This is a genomic window from Methylobacterium brachiatum (genome assembly GCF_900113845.1).
GTDB lineage: Bacteria > Pseudomonadota > Alphaproteobacteria > Rhizobiales > Beijerinckiaceae > Methylobacterium > Methylobacterium brachiatum.
In genome coordinates this window covers 275388-293136 of sequence record NZ_FOQW01000005.1, presented here as the reverse complement: position 1 = coordinate 293136, position 17749 = coordinate 275388, and the positions used below count along the sequence as shown (strand labels likewise).

General features: G+C 72.2%; 17 protein-coding genes. 2 read left to right on the top strand and 15 right to left on the bottom strand.

The window, feature by feature from the left end:
- Window position 1 precedes the first annotated feature (1 nt).
- Together BMZ47_RS07565 and hmuQ are read right to left on the bottom strand one after the other, a co-directional pair.
- The gene (locus BMZ47_RS07565; protein ID WP_091860313.1) at window positions 2-1507 is read right to left on the bottom strand and encodes an undecaprenyl-phosphate glucose phosphotransferase; all 1506 of its coding nucleotides are present in this window, start codon (window positions 1505-1507) and stop codon (window positions 2-4) included.
- 428 nt (window positions 1508-1935) lie between these two features.
- A complete protein-coding gene (gene hmuQ, locus BMZ47_RS07560; RefSeq protein ID WP_007561461.1) occupies window positions 1936-2283 on the bottom strand; it encodes a heme-degrading protein HmuQ in 348 nt (115 codons plus the stop codon).
- A 484-nt stretch (window positions 2284-2767) separates the two neighbouring features.
- On the opposite strand from hmuQ, the gene BMZ47_RS07555 reads away from it, so the two are divergent.
- Window positions 2768-3178, top strand: a complete 411-nt coding sequence (locus tag BMZ47_RS07555) for a helix-turn-helix domain-containing protein (RefSeq protein ID WP_091860310.1) — start codon at window positions 2768-2770, stop codon at window positions 3176-3178.
- A gap of 91 nt (window positions 3179-3269) precedes the next feature.
- On the opposite strand, the gene BMZ47_RS07550 is transcribed toward BMZ47_RS07555, so the two are convergent.
- The 4 genes from BMZ47_RS07550 to cbiE are packed head-to-tail and all read right to left on the bottom strand — an operon-like array spanning window position 3270 to window position 6980.
- A complete protein-coding gene (locus BMZ47_RS07550; protein ID WP_091860305.1) occupies window positions 3270-4589 on the bottom strand; it encodes a cobyrinic acid a,c-diamide synthase CobB in 1320 nt (439 codons plus the stop codon).
- Complete coding sequence (gene cobM, locus BMZ47_RS07545; RefSeq protein WP_091860302.1) at window positions 4586-5362, bottom strand: precorrin-4 C(11)-methyltransferase; 777 nt, start codon at window positions 5360-5362, stop codon at window positions 4586-4588. The genes BMZ47_RS07550 and cobM overlap by 4 nt, the downstream gene beginning before the upstream one ends.
- Complete coding sequence (locus BMZ47_RS07540; protein ID WP_244536754.1) at window positions 5359-5763, bottom strand: cobalamin biosynthesis protein; 405 nt, start codon at window positions 5761-5763, stop codon at window positions 5359-5361. Before BMZ47_RS07540 ends, cobM begins: the two co-directional genes overlap by 4 nt.
- On the bottom strand, window positions 5760-6980 hold the full coding sequence (cbiE, locus tag BMZ47_RS07535) for a precorrin-6y C5,15-methyltransferase (decarboxylating) subunit CbiE (RefSeq protein WP_091860295.1): 1221 nt from the start codon (window positions 6978-6980) through the stop codon (window positions 5760-5762). The genes BMZ47_RS07540 and cbiE overlap by 4 nt, the downstream gene beginning before the upstream one ends.
- Between cbiE and BMZ47_RS07530 the strand changes: the two genes are divergently transcribed.
- On the top strand, window positions 6979-7776 hold the full coding sequence (locus BMZ47_RS07530) for a cobalt-precorrin-6A reductase (RefSeq protein WP_167369006.1): 798 nt from the start codon (window positions 6979-6981) through the stop codon (window positions 7774-7776). The two genes, cbiE and BMZ47_RS07530, sit on opposite strands and share 2 nt — an antisense overlap.
- Here the strand turns inward: BMZ47_RS07530 and cobJ are convergent.
- The 9 genes from cobJ to BMZ47_RS07485 all read right to left on the bottom strand — a co-directional run bounded on the left by cobJ (window position 7743) and on the right by BMZ47_RS07485 (window position 17746).
- On the bottom strand, window positions 7743-8504 hold the full coding sequence (gene cobJ, locus BMZ47_RS07525; RefSeq protein WP_091860292.1) for a precorrin-3B C(17)-methyltransferase: 762 nt from the start codon (window positions 8502-8504) through the stop codon (window positions 7743-7745). The genes BMZ47_RS07530 and cobJ overlap by 34 nt on opposite strands.
- Window positions 8501-9280 (bottom strand): precorrin-2 C(20)-methyltransferase, encoded by a 780-nt coding sequence (locus BMZ47_RS07520; RefSeq protein WP_091860289.1) that lies wholly within the window; start codon window positions 9278-9280, stop codon window positions 8501-8503. The genes cobJ and BMZ47_RS07520 overlap by 4 nt, the downstream gene beginning before the upstream one ends.
- Window positions 9280-9960, bottom strand: coding sequence for a precorrin-8X methylmutase (locus BMZ47_RS07515; protein ID WP_091860285.1), 681 nt, complete (start codon window positions 9958-9960; stop codon window positions 9280-9282). The genes BMZ47_RS07520 and BMZ47_RS07515 overlap by 1 nt, the downstream gene beginning before the upstream one ends.
- On the bottom strand, window positions 9957-11387 hold the full coding sequence (gene cobG, locus BMZ47_RS07510; RefSeq protein WP_091860282.1) for a precorrin-3B synthase: 1431 nt from the start codon (window positions 11385-11387) through the stop codon (window positions 9957-9959). The genes BMZ47_RS07515 and cobG overlap by 4 nt, the downstream gene beginning before the upstream one ends.
- On the bottom strand, window positions 11384-14860 hold the full coding sequence (gene cobN / locus BMZ47_RS07505; RefSeq protein WP_091860279.1) for a cobaltochelatase subunit CobN: 3477 nt from the start codon (window positions 14858-14860) through the stop codon (window positions 11384-11386). The genes cobG and cobN overlap by 4 nt, the downstream gene beginning before the upstream one ends.
- Before the next feature lie 11 nt (window positions 14861-14871).
- Window positions 14872-15477: a Uma2 family endonuclease gene (locus tag BMZ47_RS07500; protein WP_091860276.1), complete on the bottom strand. Its 606-nt coding sequence runs from the start codon at window positions 15475-15477 to the stop codon at window positions 14872-14874.
- A gap of 112 nt (window positions 15478-15589) precedes the next feature.
- Window positions 15590-16624, bottom strand: coding sequence for a cobalamin biosynthesis protein CobW (gene cobW, locus BMZ47_RS07495; RefSeq protein ID WP_007561489.1), 1035 nt, complete (start codon window positions 16622-16624; stop codon window positions 15590-15592).
- Entirely contained in the window at window positions 16621-17019 is a 399-nt protein-coding gene (locus BMZ47_RS07490) for a DUF1636 family protein (protein WP_007561491.1), read from the bottom strand. Before BMZ47_RS07490 ends, cobW begins: the two co-directional genes overlap by 4 nt.
- Entirely contained in the window at window positions 17012-17746 is a 735-nt protein-coding gene (locus BMZ47_RS07485; protein WP_091860273.1) for a CbtA family protein, read from the bottom strand. Before BMZ47_RS07485 ends, BMZ47_RS07490 begins: the two co-directional genes overlap by 8 nt.
- Window positions 17747-17749: the final 3 nt, after the last annotated feature.

The following is a 17749-nucleotide window of genomic DNA, read 5'->3' as shown; positions in this document are numbered from 1 at the left end:
GTCAGCGCGCGTTCTTGTAGGCCCGGCGCGACACGATCGTGAGCAGCATGATCTGGATGTCGAACCAGATCGACCAATTGTCGATGTAGTGCAGGTCGCAGGCGACGCGCCGCTCCATATCGAGGTCGGTCAGGGTCTCGCCGCGATAGCCGTTGACCTGCGCCCAGCCGGTGATGCCGGGCCGGACGTTGTGCCGCCGGGCGTAGAGCGCGATCCGCCGCTCGAAGCTGCGGTCATGCGCCAGGGCGTGCGGCCGGGGACCGACCAGCGACATCTCGCCCCGCAGGACGTTGAGGAGCTGCGGCAGCTCGTCGAGATTCGTCCGCCGCAGGATCGCGCCGACCTGGGTGATGCGGCTGTCGTTGCGGGTCGCCTGCTTGAACACCGCGCTGGCATCCGCCCGCATCGACCGGAACTTGAACACGCCGAAGGGCTGCTGATTGAAGCCGTAGCGCTTCTGGCGGAAGAAGACCGGGCCCGGACTGTCGAGCTTGATCGCCACGGCGATCGCTGCGAGCAGCGGCGACAGGGACACCAGGGCGATCGCCGCCACGACCAGGTCGAGGGCGCGCTTCAGCACGATCTCGGCGATGTTGAGCGGCCGGCGGCCGATATTGATGCCGGAGACGCCGCCGACCCGGGCGACCTGCATGTCGGGGAACCGGTCGAGCACGCTGCCGGGCCGGAGATGCAGCGCGGAGGGCACCCGCAGGAAAGCGTCGATGCAGCGCTCGACTTCGGCGGTGTCGGTCCACGGGACCAGCACGAAGACATCGTCCGGCCGCAGGAACCGCACCACCGACACGGCGAGGTCGAGATCCTCCTGGAGCTGGTCGTGCCGCGACACGGTGTCGGCGCCCGGATCGATCCGGCGCAGGTAGCTTGTGCCGACGATCCGGGATCCGAGCTGATCGGCCTCGTGGCTGGCATAGAAGCGGGCGATGTCCTCCTCGTAGCCGACCAGGTGGACGCGGCTGGCGGAGGCGGATCCGGATGCGAGGCTGCGGCGCACCAGACGGGTCGCCGCGGTCCGGGTCATCACCAGGACGGGCAGGCCGATGACGAAGGAGGCGATCGAGACGAGGCGCGAGTAATCGTTCGTGGTCTTGGTCAGGAAGCCGACCAGCAGCACCGCCGCCCAGGCGACCAGCCAGAGCGAGGCCATGCGCTGGATGTTGAGCTTCTGCGCCATGATGCCGTCGAGGCTGTAATCCTCCCGCAGCACGTTGGTCGCCACGATGATCGCGCCGAGCAGGGCGGCCAGCCGCAGGCCGCGCAGGGCCGTCACCCAGACGCTCTCGCCCCCGAAGGCGACCTGATAGGCGAATTCGACGCCCAGGATGACCGCGACGATCGCCACGATGTCGGCCACCGCCATCGACGACGACATGGCGATGCGCGCCAGCGCGCGACCGCGGCGCGGCAGGAGCGCCGACCATACGCTGCGACGGCGTTCGGCCGAGGTCGGCAAGGCCTGGAACGTCTCCGGAACCCGCTCGTGAAACATTTCGCTCGCCACGTCCCGGTTTGATCGGACTTTGTACCGGTCTGAAACACGTAAGTTTTCAGCGCCGGCATCTGCCGATGACGGAGCAAGGGGTGAGCCGCGACGGTGAGCGTTTCGGCAGCAGAGGCGTGGCCGCCCATGTAGGCGAACGTCCGGTCGTCGGCAATACATGGTAAATGCTGAGTCACCGGAATACAGACACATGCGGCCCGGCGGGGCTCGACAGCCCGATACCAGCAGTTGCGTTGGAATGTCAGATCATTGCTGGCCGGTTGAATCCCCCCACCGGCGCGTGGCCTGGCGGATCTTGCCGCTTTCGCGGGGATTCAATCATCGCGATTGCCGTGCGCGGGATACGGCAACCCTAAATTAAAAGGCGCCCGCCGCCGATCCGGCAGCGAGCGCCCTGAATACCGTGACAGGTCGCGTCAGACGGCGTCGGCGTGCTGCTTGGCGCCGTCCGCGCCGCCGACCGTCTGGACCATCTCGAACCCCTCGAATTGCGGATGACCGAGATAGAGCGGCTTGGTCGAGGGCGCCCGGCTATGGGCCTTGCGGAACTGCTCGGAGCGCGTCCAGGCCTCGAAGTCGGCGCGCGAGCGCCAGACGGTGTGCGAGGCGTAGAGGACGTGGTCCTCCTGCTCCGGACCGCGGAGCAGATGAAACTCGACGAAGCCTTCCATCTCCCCGAGGTGGCTGTCGCGGCCGAGCCAGACGGCCTCGAAGTCCTCGGTCGCATCCTTAACGACCTTGAAGCGATTCATCGCGATAAACATGGTGATCTCCGTTGCCGCACCGAATTTAGGCCCCGAACCCCGTCCGGGCGAGCCCTGCTGCGGCGACGCGGCGCGCGCCAAGGACTGCGCAGTCTTAGCCCATCGACATTTCAGCAACAATGTTTCGAAGATACGTCAGGTTAAACCACAAGATGTGGACCTAGACTTGCGGAGCTTAACAACTTGGTGTCCAATTGCGGTACGGTTCGTATTGTGTCGCGGTCGGGGTGTTGACCGACTGCTATAGGGCTCGTCGTTGACGCGGAATCTTGTTCCGCGTTCGAGAGCCGGGGGCAATAAGGGCTTAGAGACGCGGCCATTTGCAATGCAGTCGGCTGCTGCTCTAGCGTGTGACACAGCACGTTAGGTATAGGCGCGATATGAGATCGAGGGTGGGACGGTGAAGCGGCGCGACGGCGAGGCCAGAACACCGGATCCGCAAGGGGACGTTGTTCAGAGTGTGGACAAGGACACGAACGGTCAAATGATGCCGAAACAGACCACGGACGTGGACCGTCTGGTCGGTATCCGCATCACCGCGTTGCGGAAGGCGCGAGGTCTCAGCCAGACCGCGCTCGGCAACGCCGTCGGCGTGACGTTCCAGCAGGTTCAGAAATACGAGAAGGGCCAGAACCGGGTCGGGGCCGGCCGGCTCCGTGAGATCGCGCGCCTGCTCGAGGTGCCGGTTTCCGCCTTCTTCGAGGAGAGCGAGCCGCGCGAGAACGCCCAGGAGGACGTGTTCGGCTTCCTCAGCGCCCACGGGGCGATCGAGCTGCTGCGCGCCTATGCGCAGATCGAGGACGAGCAGATGCGCCGGGATGTCCTGGCGCTCGTGCGCAGCGCCGCCCGCCTCGCGCAGGCCCGCACGGCGCCGCCCGCCGCCGATCCCGCCTGAACGCCAGTCCTTGTCGGACCGGTGACGCGTCTCGCGGTCCGGCCGACCGTAGGCTGGTCCGACCTATTCCGGATGCCGGTCGAGCCGAGGATCACCCGTCATCCGCCGCGATGAGGTGGAAGAAGCTCCCACCCACCGACCCGACCCGGTGGCCGGCGAGGCCCTGGTCCGTCCCCTCCGCGTCCGTGACGCGGGCCAAAGCGTCCGCCTCCGCGGCGGCCGGCGACAATTCGCTGGCATAGTGGAATTCGTGACCCACGACCCGCGCCCCGCGCCGGCCGAGCGGGCCGTCGCTGCAGAGCCGCGCGACGCGGTAGCCAAGATGCAGCTTGCGCTTGCGGTACGACGTGGCGACCGGCAGCAACCCGGCCATGGCGTGGGTGGTGCCGTCCGCATCCTCCAGCGTCTGACCGAGGACCATGTAGCCACCGCACTCGCCGTGGACCGGCCGCGTGGTCGCGAAGGCGCGCAGGCCGTCGAGGAAACGGCTTGCGGCGGCGAGCTGGCCCGCATGCAGCTCGGGGTAGCCGCCCGGCAGCCAGCAGGCGTCGCAGGTATCCGGTGGCGCCTCGTCCAGGAGCGGCGAGAACGGCACGATCTCGGCCCCGGCCAGGCGCCATCCGGTCTCGAGATGCGGATAGAGAAAGCTGAACGCCGCATCCCGGGCGATCGCGACGCGCTGCCCGGGCGGGCGCGGCAGCACGCCGGTCGAGGCGGGGGCGCCGCCGCTCGCGCAGGCGAGCACGGCGTCGAGGTCGATTCCGGCTTCGGCAAGATCGGCCAGCCGGTCGAGCCGGGATTCCAGGTCGGCGGTCTCCCCGGCCTGGACGAGGCCAAGATGGCGTTCGGGCAGGACCAGTTCGGCGTCGCGCATGAGCGCGCCAAGGACCGGCAGCCCCACGCGCTCCATGCCGGCCTCCACGAGACGGCGATGACGGGCGCTCGCGACCTTGTTGAGGATCACCCCGGCGATCCGGATCCGCGGATCGTAGAGCTTGCAGCCGAGCGCCACGGCGGCGGCCGATTGCGCCGCGCCGGAGACGTCGACCACCAGCACCACCGGCCAGCCGTAGCGGGCGGCGATGTCGGCATTCGCGCCGGTCCGGCTCTCCGCCGCCCGGACGCCGTCGAACAGGCCCATCGAGCCCTCGGCGACCACGATGTCGGCCTGCGCCGCGGTCTCGCCGGCCAGGGCGTCGAGGAGGTCGGGCACCATGGCGAAGCTGTCGAGGTTGAAGCTCGGCTGGCCGGTCGCCGCCCGGTGGAAGGCCGGATCGATGTAGTCCGGCCCGCATTTCGCGCCGCGGACGCGCAGGCCCCGCCGCCTCAACGCGCGCATCAGCGCCAACGTGACGGTGGTCTTGCCGGAGCTGGAGCGCGGCGCCGCGACCAGCAGGCCGGGGGCGCTCAAACCGCGCTCCCCACGGTACCGCCCGGCCGGTAGCGCCGGTCGTAATCGGGGGCGTAGAGCGCGCTCTCGCGGAAGTCGGCGGCGCCGAGCGCGGGACCGACGAGGATCAGGGCGGTGCGTTCGAGCCCGGCCTCGGCCACGAGGGCCGGCAACCCGGCGAGGTCGCCGATCAGCGCCCGCTCGTCCGGCCAGGAGGCGCGGAACACCGCGGCTGCCGGGCAGGCGGCGCCGTAGAACGGGATCAGCTCGGCCGCGACTGTCTCGACCACGTGGATCGACAGGTGGATCGCCAGCGTCGCCCCGGTGGCCGCGAAGGCCGCCAGGGTCTCCCGCTCGGGCATCGCGCTCGCCCGGCCGGAGGTGCGGGTCAGCACGACGGATTGCGACACGCCCGGCACGGTCAGCTCCCGGCGCAGCATCGCGGCGGCGGCCGCGAAGGCCGGCACGCCCGGCGTCACGGTGTAGGCGATGCCGAGCCGGTCGAGCCGGCGCATCTGCTCGGCCAGCGCGCTCCAGATCGACAGGTCGCCCGAATGCAGCCGCGCCACGTCCTGCCCGCGTGCCTCCGCGGCCGCGATCTCCGCCATGATCGCGTCGAGGTCGAGGGGCGCCGTGTCGACGATGCGCGCACCCGGCGGGCACCAGCCGAGGATCTCGGGCGCCACCAGGGAGCCGGCATAGAGGCAGACCGGGCAGGCCGCGATGCGGTCGCGGCCGCGCACCGTGATGAGATCGGCAGCGCCGGGGCCGGCGCCGATGAAGTGGACGGTCATGGGTGCCGAGCGGTGTCGTGCGGGATCGCGAGGGCGCAGGTTGCGCTGGCGCTGGCGATGCGGGGGAGGGCGAGGCGGCTCTCCGGCCCGGCCGCCGCCAGGGCCGCCGCCTCGGCCAGCGAGCCGACACCGCGCAGGCGCTCGATCCGGGCGGAGCGCGTGACCACGCGGGTGTCGCAGGCTTCCAGGGCCGGTGCCTCGACCGGGCAGGGCGACAGGCCGAACGCCGCCGCGGCTTGGCAGATGGAGGGGTCCGCGGCCCGGTCGGCCGCCGTCGCGACGGCAGCGAGATCGGTGCGGCCGGCGCCGATGGTGCCGAGGGCACGGGCGATGAGCGCGGCGATCTCCTCGGCGCCCGTGCCGCGACGGAACCCGATCCCGGCGACGATCCGGTCGCTCATGGCTTGGTCCAGGCCCATTGAGTGACAGGCATCGCCGGCCGCCAGCCGTGCAGGCCGCCCACCGGGCTCGCCCGGTCGACGGAGAACCGGCGCAGGCTGCCGCCGTACTCGGCAAAGGCCGCGAGCAGCGCGGCTTCGCCCTGGAGCGTCACCGCGTTGGCGACGCAGCGCCCGCCCGGCTTCAACGCCGCAAGCGAGGCCGCCAGAATGCCCGGCTCGGAGACGCCGCCGCCGATGAAGACCGCATCCGGCGCATCCAGGCCGGCGAGCGCGTCCGGCGCTGCGCCGGTCAAAACCGCCAAGTCCGGAACCCCCAGCGATTGCGCGTTCCGGAGGATCCGCTCGGCCCGCTCGGAGCGCGCCTCGATGGCGGTGGCGCGCAGGCTCGGATGGCGCAGCATCCACTCGATGGCGATGGAGCCCGCGCCGGCCCCGACATCCCAGAGATGCAGGCCCGGATGCGGGCGGAGCGCCGCGAGCGTCAGCGCCCGGATCTCGGCTTTGGTGAGCTGCCCGTCATTCTCGAACAGGCCGTCGTCGAGGCCCGGCGCCAGCGGCAGCGCGTGTCCTTCACCTCCGACCGCGATCGCCACGGTGTTGAGCGGGTCGATCGCCGCGAGGTCGAAGGAAACGGCCGGCGCCGAGCGGATCCGCTCGCGCGGGCCGCCCATCGCCTCGAGAACGGTCATGATCGAGGCGCCGAAGCCGCGCGCGGTGAGAACGTCCGCCAGGGCCGCCGGCGTCGTGCCGTCCCAGGACAGGACGAGGAGGCGCGCGCCCGGCTGGATATGCGGGACGATCCGGGCGAGCGCCCGGCCGTGCAGGGTGACGAGGCCGCATTCGGCCATGGGCCAGCCCAGCCGCGCACAGGCGAGGCTGAAGGCCGAGGGTTGCGGGAAGGCCCGGATCTCAGCGGGCGGCACCAGCCGGGCGATCTCGGCGCCGATGCCGTAATGGAACGGGTCGCCGGTGGCGAGGATGCAGGTCGGCTGCCCGCGCCGGACCAGGATCTCCGGGTAGGCCTCGTGGATCGGGCTCGGCCAGGGCCGCGTCTCGGCGTCGAGGGGCGCGGCCAGGGCAAGGTGGCGCCGGCCGCCATAGACGACCCGCGCGGCATCGAGCGCGGCGGCGGCGGCGGGTGCGAGCCCGGCCCGCCCATCCTCGCCGATGCCGACGATCGACAACCACGGGCCGCTCGACAGGGGCTCAGCGCTCATGGACAAGGCCCCGATGAGCGGCGGCGCGATGCGAATCCTGATCCTCGGCGGCACCGGCGAGGCGAGTGCCCTGGCGCGGTCGCTGGCTGGCCGGAATGAATACGCCGTCATGCTGTCCCTGGCCGGCCGCACAGCCGCGCCGAGGCCTGAGCCGGTGCCGACGCGAATCGGCGGGTTCGGCGGTGCCGAGGGTCTCGCCGCTTATCTGCGCAGCGAGCGTATCGATCGCCTGATCGATGCGACGCATCCCTTCGCAGCGACCATTTCGGGCAACGCCGCCCGCGCCGCGGAAGCAGTTGGCGTGACGCTGCTCGCGATCCGCCGGCCGGCCTGGCGCCGCGCGCCCGGCGATTTCTGGACCGAGGTCGCCAACATGCAGGAGGCAGTCACTGCCCTCGGACACGAACCCCGGTGCGTGTTCCTGACCATCGGTCGGCAGGAGGCCGGCGCCTTCGCGGCGGCGCCGCAGCACGCCTATCTGGCGCGCACGGTCGAGCCGCTGGACGGGGTGCTGCCGGTCCCACACCTCACCGCCCTCGAGGCCCGCGGTCCGTTCGACGCCGAAGCCGAGGCGGAGCTGATGCGCGCCACCGGCACCGAGATCCTGGTCAGCAAGAATTCCGGCGGGGCTGCGACCTACGGCAAGATCGCCGCAGCGCGCAGCCTCGGGATTCCCGTCATCATGGTACGTCGCCCGGAGAAGCCCGACGTGCCGAGCGTCCCCGACGCCGCGGCTGCGCTGCGCTGGCTCGATGCCGGCGCTCATGCCGGCCCCGCGACTTTGCGCGACGTGTAGACGAAGGGCAGGCCATCGGTCCGCGGGATCAGCCGCGTGGTCGAGGCGCCGAGGATCACCATCGTGGCCATGTCGGCCGGCACGTCGCGCGCCTCAGCGAGGGTCGAGACGCGGATCGCCTCGTCCGGCCGGCTGATCGCCCGGGCGAACATCACTGGCGTCTCCGGCGCCCGGATCCCGGCGGCGAGTTCGAGGGCTGCCCCGAGCTGCCAGGGCCGCGCGGTGGAGATCGGGTTGTAGAGCGCGATGACGAGATCGGCACGGAGCACCGCTTCCAGCCGGGCGGTGACCACGGGCCAGGGCTTCAGGTTGTCCGAGAGCGACAGGGCGCAGAAGTCGCCGCCGAGCGGTGCCCCGAGCCGGGCCGCTGCGGCCAGCATCGCGGTGATGCCCGGCTCGACCGTGATGGCGAGGTCCCGCCAGGCGGGTTCGCCATGCTCCACCGCCTCGAACACGGCCGAGGCCATGGCGAACACGCCGGGATCGCCCCCCGACACCACCGCGACGCGCCGACCGGATGCCGCCAGCTGGAGGGCATGCCGGGCCCGGTCGACCTCCACGCGGTTGTCGCTGGCATGCCGGATCAGGCCCGGACGCTCGGGCACGCGGGCCACGTACGGGAAATACCCGACCAGATCGTCCGCGGCGTCGAGGGCCCGGCGGGCGGATTCGGTCAGCAAACCGGCATCCCCGGGGCCGAGGCCGACCACCGTGAGGCTGCCGCTCACGGCCGCCGCCCCTCGCCGGGCAGGAGGACCATGGAGAAATAGGGCGCGTCGTCATCCGCCTTGTCGGCGAGCATCACCACGCGCTCGCCCGCCATGGTGCCGCGCTCGACATAGATCGCCCGGTCGATGAGCCCGGCGGCGGTGAGCGCCGCCCGGACCTTCGGCAGGTGCCGGCCGAGCTTCATCAGCACGGCGGCGTCGGTACCGCGCAGGCGCTCGGTGAGCGCATCGAGTGGCAAGGTCGCCGGCAGGACCGTCAGGATGTCGTCGCCCCAGGTGATCGGCGTGCCGGCCCGGGTCCAGCAGCCGGACATGCCGGTCACGCCCGGGACCACCTCCACCGGGAAGCGGTCCTTGAGGCGCCGCCACAGGTGCATGAACGAGCCGTAGAAGAACGGGTCGCCCTCCGACAGGATCGCGACGTCGCGGCCCGCGCCGAGATGGTCGGCGAGCTGCCCGGCCGCGTCGTCGTAGAAGGCGGCCAGCGCCGCCACGTAATCCGGGTGCTCCGGGTGGATCTCGGTGGTGTAGGGGTAGGCCAGCGGCATCTCGCGGGCCGGGTCGCGCAGGATCGCGTCCGCGATGGTGCGGGCGTTGCCGCGCCGGCCGCGCTTGCAGAAATGCACCAGAACCGGCGCGCGCATCAGGATGCGCTGCGCCTTCACGGTGAGCAGCTCCGGATCGCCCGGGCCCATGCCGACCCCGTAGAGGGTGCCGGTCACCGCGGCGGTAGGAATCTCCTCGATGGGCGCCTCGACACGCTCGAACCCGTCCATCACTCGACCTCGCTGGCCAGCGCGTTGACCGCTGCGGCGGTCATGGCGCTGCCGCCGCGGCGGCCGTGGACGACCACGAAGGGGACGCGGCCGTCCCGGGCCAGCGCGTCCTTGGATTCGGCCGCGCCGACGAAGCCCACCGGGATGCCGATCACCGCGGCCGGGGGCGGCACGCCGGCATCAAGCAGTTCCAGCAGGCGGAACAGCGCCGTCGGGGCGTTGCCGACCGCCACGATGCTGCCGGGCAGATGCTCGCGCCACAGCTCCATCGCGGCGGCCGAGCGCGTGGTGCCGAGGCTCTTGGCGAGATCCGGCACCCGCGGATCGCCGAGGGTGCAGACGACCGGATTGTTGGCGGGCAGGCGTGCCCGGGTGACGCCGTCGGCGACCATCCGGACATCGCACAGGATCGGGGCCCCGGCCTGGAGCGCCGCGACACCGGCCTCGGCGAAGCCGTCCGACATTTCCACGTCGGCGGGGAGATCGGTCATGCCGCAGGCATGGATCATCCGGACGACGACGCGCTCGGCCGCGCCCGACCAGCGCGTGAGGTCGGCCTCGGCCCGGATCATCGTGAAGGAGCGCGCGTAGATCGCGGCGCCGTCGCGGATATACTCGTAGCGAGAGGTGGCCTCCGGCTCCGAACCTGCCTGGCGCAGGGCATTCTGGCTCGCGCTCATGCCGGTCTCCTGGTCCTCCCAATATCGGTCCTGGCGCGATCCGGCGCGAAAGCGGCGGCGAGCCCGATTGTCTTCGCCCTTCCTAACCGCTCCAGCACCGCCTCGATAGGGAGATGCATCGCCGGCTCATCGCCAGGCGCGCCGCCGACGATTGCGCCGTAGAGGCCATCCCGGCCGACGAGGGTGAGGTCCGCCGGGCCCGGCCGGGCGCAGCCCTTGGCGCAGCCGGAGACATGGGCCGCGCGCCCGTCCACGGCGAACGGCCGGAACGCCTCCGCGACACTGGCGGCGTCGGCGAGCGTCGGCGTCGATCCGGAGGCGCAGGCCGGCGCACCGGTGCAGGCGGCGACGCTGCGCCGCGGATCGTCGGGTGCGACGATGAAGTCCCGGGCCAGGTCCGACAGATCCGCCTCTGGCGATGCCGGGAGCAGCAGCACGAAGCCGCGGGCCGGAGACAGGCGGACCTCCTTCGCGTCGAGGCGGGCGACGAGGTCCACCAGGCGATCAAGGGCGTCCGCCGTGCAGCGACCGAACGGCGCATCCACGGTGAGCACTGACTGACTCGCCGCCAGCATTGTGAGGCCGGCCGGTGGGGAGAAAGGCGCAACGTCCGGAGTGAGGCCACCGTGCCCCCTCTCCCGTGCGGGAGAGGGTTGGGGTGAGGGGGGCGCGCTTTCCGGAGAGGTCGCATCCCTCACCCTGTCCCTCTCCCGCACGGGAGAGGGGACTTGCGCCTGCAACGCGAGCCGAACGGCATCCTCCATCGCATCGCACGCATCGGGCGATAGATCGCGCATCCGCCGCAAGCCGCTTCGGGCAAAGGCCTTCAGCAGCGCCGCTATCGCGGCCGGCGCCTCGTTCTCGGTACAGGTGGCGAGATCGTGAAAACCCTGCTCCGCGGCGATTGCGATCCCGACCTCGCCGGAGGCACGGGAGAAGACGTACGCATCGGCGTCCGGCATCTCCGCACCCGCGCGGCCGTCGACCACCACCAGCGTCTTGGCCGGCAGCCCCGGCACGGCGAGCCCCGCCGCCTCGATGGCGCGAGCGAGGGCCGGGACGTCGAACGTCTCGGCGGGATCATGGCCGGCGAGGGGACTGGTGAGCGTCAGGCGCTGCGGGCCGCCGTCGGCGCGCGTGTCGCCGAGGCCGGCGGCCTCCAGCAGGCGGGCGAGCGGCGCGCGGGTCGCCTCCGAGACGCCCCGGATCTGAAGGTTGGCGCGGGCGGTGAGGTCGAGATGGCCGTTGCCGAAGCGGCGCGCGCCCTCGGCCACCGCCCGGGCCTGCGGAAGGGTCAGGATCCCCAGCGGCGGATGCACCCGGGCGAGCAGGCCGTCCCCGGTGGGCATCGGCCGGCTGAGACCGGGGCACCAGCCCCGGCGCGTCGGTGCCTCGGGAAGAACGCGGCGATGGGTGGCGACGCTCATTCGGCGGCCTCCGGCATCAGCGCGTCGGCCGGCAGCGCGTTGCGCCGGCTGTGCCACAGGCCGCGGTCGCGGGCCTCGTCGAACCGCTCCAGGATCGCCCGGGTCGCGGCAGGGTTCGCCGCGCGCAGCCGGTCGAACACCTCGGGATCGGCGATCCAGGCGGCGTAGAGCCGGTCAAAGCCGGCATCGGTCACGGCGTCGCTCGCGGCGGCAAGGACGAAGACCGCGTCGAGGCCCTGGGCCAGCTCCTGCGCGCCCCGGTAGCCGTGGCGGAGCTGGGCGGCGATCCAGCGCGGATCGGCCAGGCGCCCGCGGATCAGCCGGGCGGCATCCTCCCGGGCGGTCCGGGTCTTGGGGCGCTCCGGAACCGAGACGTCCAGGCTGTAGAGAGCGGGGCTGGCGCCCTGGAGCGTCGCCGCGGCCGCGAAGCCGCCCATGGCGTCCACCGCCGCGTCGCCGTCGAACAGGTCGCGCTCGGCCACGTCGAAGGCGTGCAGATAGGCATCCGCCGCCGCGACCCGGGCGCCGAAGGCCGCATCCGGTCCCTCGCGGTCGCCATAGGCATGGCCGCTCGCCGCGAGATAGGCTTGGCCGAGATCGGCCCGGTCATCCCAGGCGCCGTCGAGGGCGGTGGCGGCCGTGCCGGCGCCGTATTGACCGGGGGCGGCCCCGTAGACCCGGGCGATGTCTTCGCCGCGGCGCCGGGCGGCAGCCAGGGGATTTTCGGCATCCTCCTCGTCCCGCTCGGCCACGGCGCGGGCGGCGCGATCAAGCAAGGCGAGGGTATCCGGGAAGGTGTCGCGGAACGCGCCCGAGACGCGCACGGTCACGTCGATGCGCGGCCGGTCGAGCATGGCCAGCGGCAGCACCTCGAAGCCGGTGACCCGGGTGCTGGCATGGTCCCAGACCGGCCGCACGCCCATCAGCGCCAGGGCGTGGGCGACATCTTCGCCGCCGGTGCGCAGGGTCGGGGAGGCCCAGAGATCCATGACGATCCGGGCCGGGTACTCGCCCTCGTCCTGCAGGTAGCGGGTCACCACCGAGGCGGCGGCCCGCTCCCCTAGCAGCGCGGCGGCGCGGCTCGGGATCGCCCGCGGGTCCAGCGTCGCGAGGTTGCGCCCGGTGGGCAGCACGTCGGCCCGGCCGCGCGACGGCGAGCCGGCGGGGCCCGGCGGCACAAAGCGGCCGTCGAGCGCGGCGAGCAGGCCCGCCCGCTCGCCCGCGGCGCTCGCAATGACGGCGTCCGGCGCACCGTCGCGGGCGCGTCCGAAGACGTGCAGGCCGTCGCGGAAGGTGGTCTCGCCGAGGTCGCAGAGATGGGCGTCGAGGCGGGTCAGCGCCTCCTCCATCGGCGTGTCCGGGCCGATACCGGCGCCGTCGAGCAGCCCGGCGGCGTCCGCATCCTCCAGGATCGCGCTCGCGATCAGGCCGGCCCGGCGCGGATCGAGCACGCTGGCGGCCGAATACTCCTCCACCAACTCGCGCAGGCGCGCGGCCTCCGGCGGCAGGGCGTGAAGGGTCGTGTCGGGGGTGATGTGGCCGAGGGCGATCCCGCCGAGCCGGCGCTTGAGCGGCGCGGCCTCGCCCGGGTCGTCGACGATGAACGGGTAGATCACCGGCAGCCCGCCGATACAGAGCGCCGGGACGCAGTCCGGGGACAGGGCCACCGCCTTGCCGGGGAGCCATTCGGTGGTGCCGTGCGTGCCGAGCTGCACCAGCGCGTCGAAACGCCGGCGCAGGCCGAGGTGGAAGGCCAGGTAGGCGTGGGTCGGGACGCGATCCGGGTCGTGATAGCCGGCCTTGCGGTCGGGATCGCGGCCGCGGTCGGGCTGGAGGAAGACCGCGAGTTGCCCGCCCCTTCCCACCAAGGCCTCGGCATTCGTCATTCGGCGCGCGAAAGATGCGACGTGCCCCCCCTCCCGTGCGGGAGAGGGGACCGGAGTTCCCTGCGGCAGCGTTTGAATGTGGTCGTCCGCAGTGAGGGACTGGTGCGCGGCACGCGCTGTGACCATCCGGAACCGGAACAGGCCGCCGTGACAGATCGGGTCGTCGGCGGGCCCGCCCCAGGCTTCCAGCAGCGCATCGCGCAACGCCGCGGGCAATCCGGAGAGCCAGGCAGCATAATCCGCCAGCGGGACCGTGAAGTCCGCCGCGCCCTCGGTGAGCGCCTGCATCAGCGCGTCCGGCTCTGGCAGCGCGCCGGTCGCGTAACCCGCTTCAGCAAAGTCCGAAACAAGCGCGCGGGCGCTCTCGGGAGTGTCGAGGCCGACCGCGAAGCCGGCCCGGCCGCCGCGGGCGGGATAATCGGACAGGACGACGGCCACCCGCCGCTCGGCGCGGGGGAGGGCGGCGAGGCGCAGCCAGCCCGCCGCCCGCTCGGCCAGGGCTTCGATGCCGGCGGTATAGGGGACGGCCCGGCGCTCGGCGAAGCCGGCGACTTCCGGGGCCTCTTCCTTGAACGAGATCGGGAAGCCGGAGAGCCGGCCGTCGAATTCCGGCAGGGCGACCTGCATGGCGAGGTCGGCGGCGCCGAGACCTCGGGCCGAGGCCTCCCAGGCCGCCCGGGGGGCGCCGACCGTGAAGGCCTGGAGCACCGGGCAATCGGCGCCGTCGAGGACGAAATCGATCCCGTCCTCCCGCGCCGAGAAGGCAGTGGCGGCGATGACGAGATCCGGCTTGCGAGCCCGTACGGCCTCGGCGACCGCCCGGGCCGCCACCGGCTCCTTGAGGCTTGAGACCGCCATCGGCAGCACACCGATGCCGCGGGCGCGCAGGGACGCGGCCAGGGCGACGAAGGGCGCGGTATCGCCGCCGAGCACCGCGGAGCGGTAGACCAGAAGCAGGGCGAGCGGGGTCGCGGTCACGCGCGGGTCCGAGAGCGGCACCGCCGTCTCGGCCGCCTCGATCGCCGTATCCAGTGCGAGCACGCCGCAGCCGGGGCACCAGGGAAAGCCCCGCGGCAGCGGCTGCGGCGGCTCGACGGCACCGCCCGCGCCGATCCGGGCGGCGAGCAGGCGCAGCATCCGCCGCAGATTCTCCGGGCCGCCGGCACGGAAATACGCGTCGAGCTGCTGCGCGAGATCCGGATCGGTGGAGAAGCCGGCCAGCCGCGGGTCCGGCCGGTCGTCGCCCGGCAGCACCGCCAGCACGACCCCGTGCGCCCGCGCCGCGGCGGCGCAGCGTTCGATCCCGTAGCGCCAGTAATCCAGGCCGCCGAGGCAGCGGATCACCACGAGCTTCGCCCGCGACACCACGCGCTCGACATAGAGATCGACCGACATCGGATGCCGGAGCTTGGCGAGCTTGGCGAGCCGCAGGCTCGGCAAACCCGGCTCGGCGGCCTGGGCCTGCCCGATCCCGGCGAGGTCGCTGTCGGTGAACGACAGCACGACGAGGTCCCCGGGCTCCTGCCCGAGATCCACCGCCGCCTCGCCCTCGTCGAGCGAGACGCTATCGATGCGAACGAGATGCATGGCGCCCGGGCCTATTCCACCGGGCGGGGTTCGTCCGCGACGAGGCGCGGTCGGACCGGGAAGGTGACGCCGTCGTAGATCTCGGCCAGCGGCAGGCTCAGGCGCAGGGCGGGCAGCTCCAGTGTCGCGTCGAGTCCCGTGACGCGCGCTTCCTGCCAAGCCCCTGCATCGTCGCGAGACCACGACCGAATTTCGGGAGCGTTCGGTTCGACGAGCAAGATGTGCGCGAGGCTGACCACGGCCTTGTATTCCGCCAGCTTGGCGAAGGCATCGAAGTCGCGGGTCGTCGGCGACAAGACTTCCGCCACGAGGCGCGGCTCGGCCGCGATCAGGGCGTTGGGATCGCGTATACCGCAATCGACGCCGACATCCGGCCGTCGGATCTGGCCCGGCAAGGTCTCGACGCTGCCATCGCCGGTGAAGGGCCGGCAGCCGCTGCCCCGTAGGTTCGTACGCAGCAGGGCGAGCAGGTTCACCACGATATCGTCGTGAATGTTGCGCGCACCTGCCATCATCCGGACGGGCACGCCACCGACGAGCTCGTAGCGCTCGGCCTGGGTCTCGGCCCAGGTGAGGAACGCGTCAACCGACATCGGTTCTGGCTTGCGATCCAGCATGGTTCGAGGCGCTCCCTCGGCCCCAACACGCGTCACTCTTGGAGACTAGCACACGATGCGCAAAGTCCGGGATCGATTGTCTGCGACCACGATACGATAGCAAGATAGGCCGTTATCCCGCGAGCGCCGCGGCGACGGCGCCCTGGTCGAACCCCTTCAGGCCGATCACCACGAGGCGCCCGTCACGGCTCTCGCCCGCCCGCCAGGGACGGTCGAAATGGTGGACGACGCGCCGGCCGACCCCCTGCACCACGAGGCGCATGGCCTTGCCCTCGACCTCGGCGAACCCCTTGATGCGCAGGACGCCCGGAGCTTCGGCGGCCTTCTCCACCCGGGCCGCGAGGTCGCCGGCGGTGATGGCCGGGCGGACCGGTAGGGCCACGGTCTCGAAATCGTCGTGGTCGTGATCCTCGCCGTCGCCGTGATGCGAGGGGCGGGCATCGAGGTCGTCCTCGGCGGCCGCGCCGAGCCCGAGCAGCACCAGCGGGTCGATCGCGCCGTTGGCGGTCTCGACCACCTTCACGGCCCGGGGCAGATGCCCCTCGACCTCGGCGCGCACCCGCGCCCGGGTCTCGGCATCGAGCAAGTCGGACTTGTTGAGAACGACGAGGTCGGCGCAGAGGAGCTGGTCCTCGAACACCTCCTCCAGCGGGTTGTCGTGATCGACCGCCGTGTCGGCGGCGCGCTGGGCGGCCAGCGCCGCGGGATCCTCCGCGAAGGCACCGGCGGCCACGGCCGGACCGTCCACCACGGCCACGACCCCGTCGACGGTGACCCGCGAGCGGATCGCCGGCCACTGGAAGGCCTGGACCAGGGGTTTCGGCAGGGCGAGGCCGGAGGTCTCGATCAGGATGTGCTCCGGCGGCTCCGCGCGGCCGAGCAGGGTCTCGAGCGCCGGCACGAAATCGTCGGCCACGGTGCAGCAGATGCAGCCATTCGGCAGCTCGACGATGGAGTCCTCGGTGCAGCCCTCGACCCCGCAGGCGGCCAGGAACGACTTGTCGAAGCCGACATCGCCGAATTCGTTGACCAGGATCGCCAGGCGGCGGCCCTTGGCGTTCTCGACGACGTGGCGGACCAGGGTGGTCTTTCCGGCCCCGAGGAAGCCGGTGACGATGGTGCAGGGGATCTTGGTGACGATGGTCATTCCGCAGCCTCCAGGGTGCCGGCCGGAAGCGGGCGGGGATCGGGGAAGGGCGGGATCCGGGCGATCACGCCGGTCTTGAAGGCGGCGGGCCGCTCCCGCCACGGTACGATGCCGTCCTGCGTCGCCGCGTAGGACGCGAGGCCGCCGAGGATAATGGCGGCGGACTCGATCGGATCCATGTCGCCGTAGACGTAGGTCCAGCGGTTCGCGGAGGCGACCGCCACCGAGCAGGGCCGTTTGCAGACCGAGAGGCACTCGACCCCCTCGATCCGTAGGTCCGGCGCGGCGTTGCCCGCGCGCAGGGCGTCGAGCAGGCGCGCCCCGGCCCGCGGGCCGTCCGGGTCGTCGCCCGGGCGGCGGCAGGTGGTGCAGACGTAGAGGACGGTCTCAGGCATGGGCCGTCCCGCGCGCCGGGCCCCGGGCGAAGGCCTGCCACGCCCAGCCGAAGCCGAGACCGATCAGCAGCCAGAACACGAAGCTGATCGCCAGCGAGCGGGCCGCGAACTGTGCCGCCAGCGCCGCCGGAAGCTCGGAGGCGGCCTCGGGGGCCTGCGGTGCGCCGGCCACGTGTGGGGCGATGATCAGAACGAGCCCGCCCAGGATCGCGATCAGCGAGCGCCGGATCGCGATCAGGTACAGGCCCATGCCGGTGGCGGCGGCGGTCATCACCCACCAGGCTTGGCGGGTGGCGAGCGGTGCCGCCTCGCTGCCGGGCAGTTCGGGCGGCAGGCCGAGGCCCGGGGCCAGGGCGACGCTGGCGAAGCCCGCGATCGCGAAGGCGACGCCGACCTGGCGGGTCGGCTCCCGCCCGCAGGCGAGGATCGCCGCACCGAGCAGCAGCGCATAGCCCACCGCGCCCACGAGGGTCGCCAGGGCCGTGAACGCCATGCGCGGCAGGCCCTCGCCGGGCTGCCATTCGGGCGCAGCATCCGGCGCGGCATGATCGTGCCCGGCATGCGCCAGGACGATCGGCAGGCCGCGCTCGGCCTGATGCGTCTGTTGATGTTCGTAACGCTCGGCCGCCACGATCAGCGGCGAGGTCAGCGTCAGCTCGAGGCCCGTCACGACGACGGCCGCGAGGAAGCCGGCGGCCAGAGCCGCCGACAGAAGCCGGATGATCATCCC

What these genes read in the sequence shown, in the direction of transcription:
- BMZ47_RS07565 (WP_091860313.1), bottom strand. Translation starts at nt 1,507, where the DNA reads ATGTTTCACGAGCGGGTTCCGGAGACGTTCCAGGCCTTGCCGACCTCG.
- hmuQ (WP_007561461.1), bottom strand. Translation starts at nt 2,283, where the DNA reads ATGTTTATCGCGATGAATCGCTTCAAGGTCGTTAAGGATGCGACCGAG.
- BMZ47_RS07555 (WP_091860310.1), top strand. Translation starts at nt 2,768, where the DNA reads ATGATGCCGAAACAGACCACGGACGTGGACCGTCTGGTCGGTATCCGC.
- cobM (WP_091860302.1), bottom strand. Translation starts at nt 5,362, where the DNA reads ATGACCGTCCACTTCATCGGCGCCGGCCCCGGCGCTGCCGATCTCATC.
- BMZ47_RS07540 (WP_244536754.1), bottom strand. Translation starts at nt 5,763, where the DNA reads ATGAGCGACCGGATCGTCGCCGGGATCGGGTTCCGTCGCGGCACGGGC.
- BMZ47_RS07530 (WP_167369006.1), top strand. Translation starts at nt 6,979, where the DNA reads ATGGACAAGGCCCCGATGAGCGGCGGCGCGATGCGAATCCTGATCCTC.
- cbiE (WP_091860295.1), bottom strand. Translation starts at nt 6,980, where the DNA reads ATGAGCGCTGAGCCCCTGTCGAGCGGCCCGTGGTTGTCGATCGTCGGC.
- BMZ47_RS07520 (WP_091860289.1), bottom strand. Translation starts at nt 9,280, where the DNA reads ATGGACGGGTTCGAGCGTGTCGAGGCGCCCATCGAGGAGATTCCTACC.
- BMZ47_RS07515 (WP_091860285.1), bottom strand. Translation starts at nt 9,960, where the DNA reads ATGAGCGCGAGCCAGAATGCCCTGCGCCAGGCAGGTTCGGAGCCGGAG.
- cobG (WP_091860282.1), bottom strand. Translation starts at nt 11,387, where the DNA reads ATGAGCGTCGCCACCCATCGCCGCGTTCTTCCCGAGGCACCGACGCGC.
- cobN (WP_091860279.1), bottom strand. Translation starts at nt 14,860, where the DNA reads ATGCATCTCGTTCGCATCGATAGCGTCTCGCTCGACGAGGGCGAGGCG.
- BMZ47_RS07500 (WP_091860276.1), bottom strand. Translation starts at nt 15,477, where the DNA reads ATGCTGGATCGCAAGCCAGAACCGATGTCGGTTGACGCGTTCCTCACC.
- cobW (WP_007561489.1), bottom strand. Translation starts at nt 16,624, where the DNA reads ATGACCATCGTCACCAAGATCCCCTGCACCATCGTCACCGGCTTCCTC.
- BMZ47_RS07490 (WP_007561491.1), bottom strand. Translation starts at nt 17,019, where the DNA reads ATGCCTGAGACCGTCCTCTACGTCTGCACCACCTGCCGCCGCCCGGGC.
- BMZ47_RS07485 (WP_091860273.1), bottom strand. Translation starts at nt 17,746, where the DNA reads ATGATCATCCGGCTTCTGTCGGCGGCTCTGGCCGCCGGCTTCCTCGCG.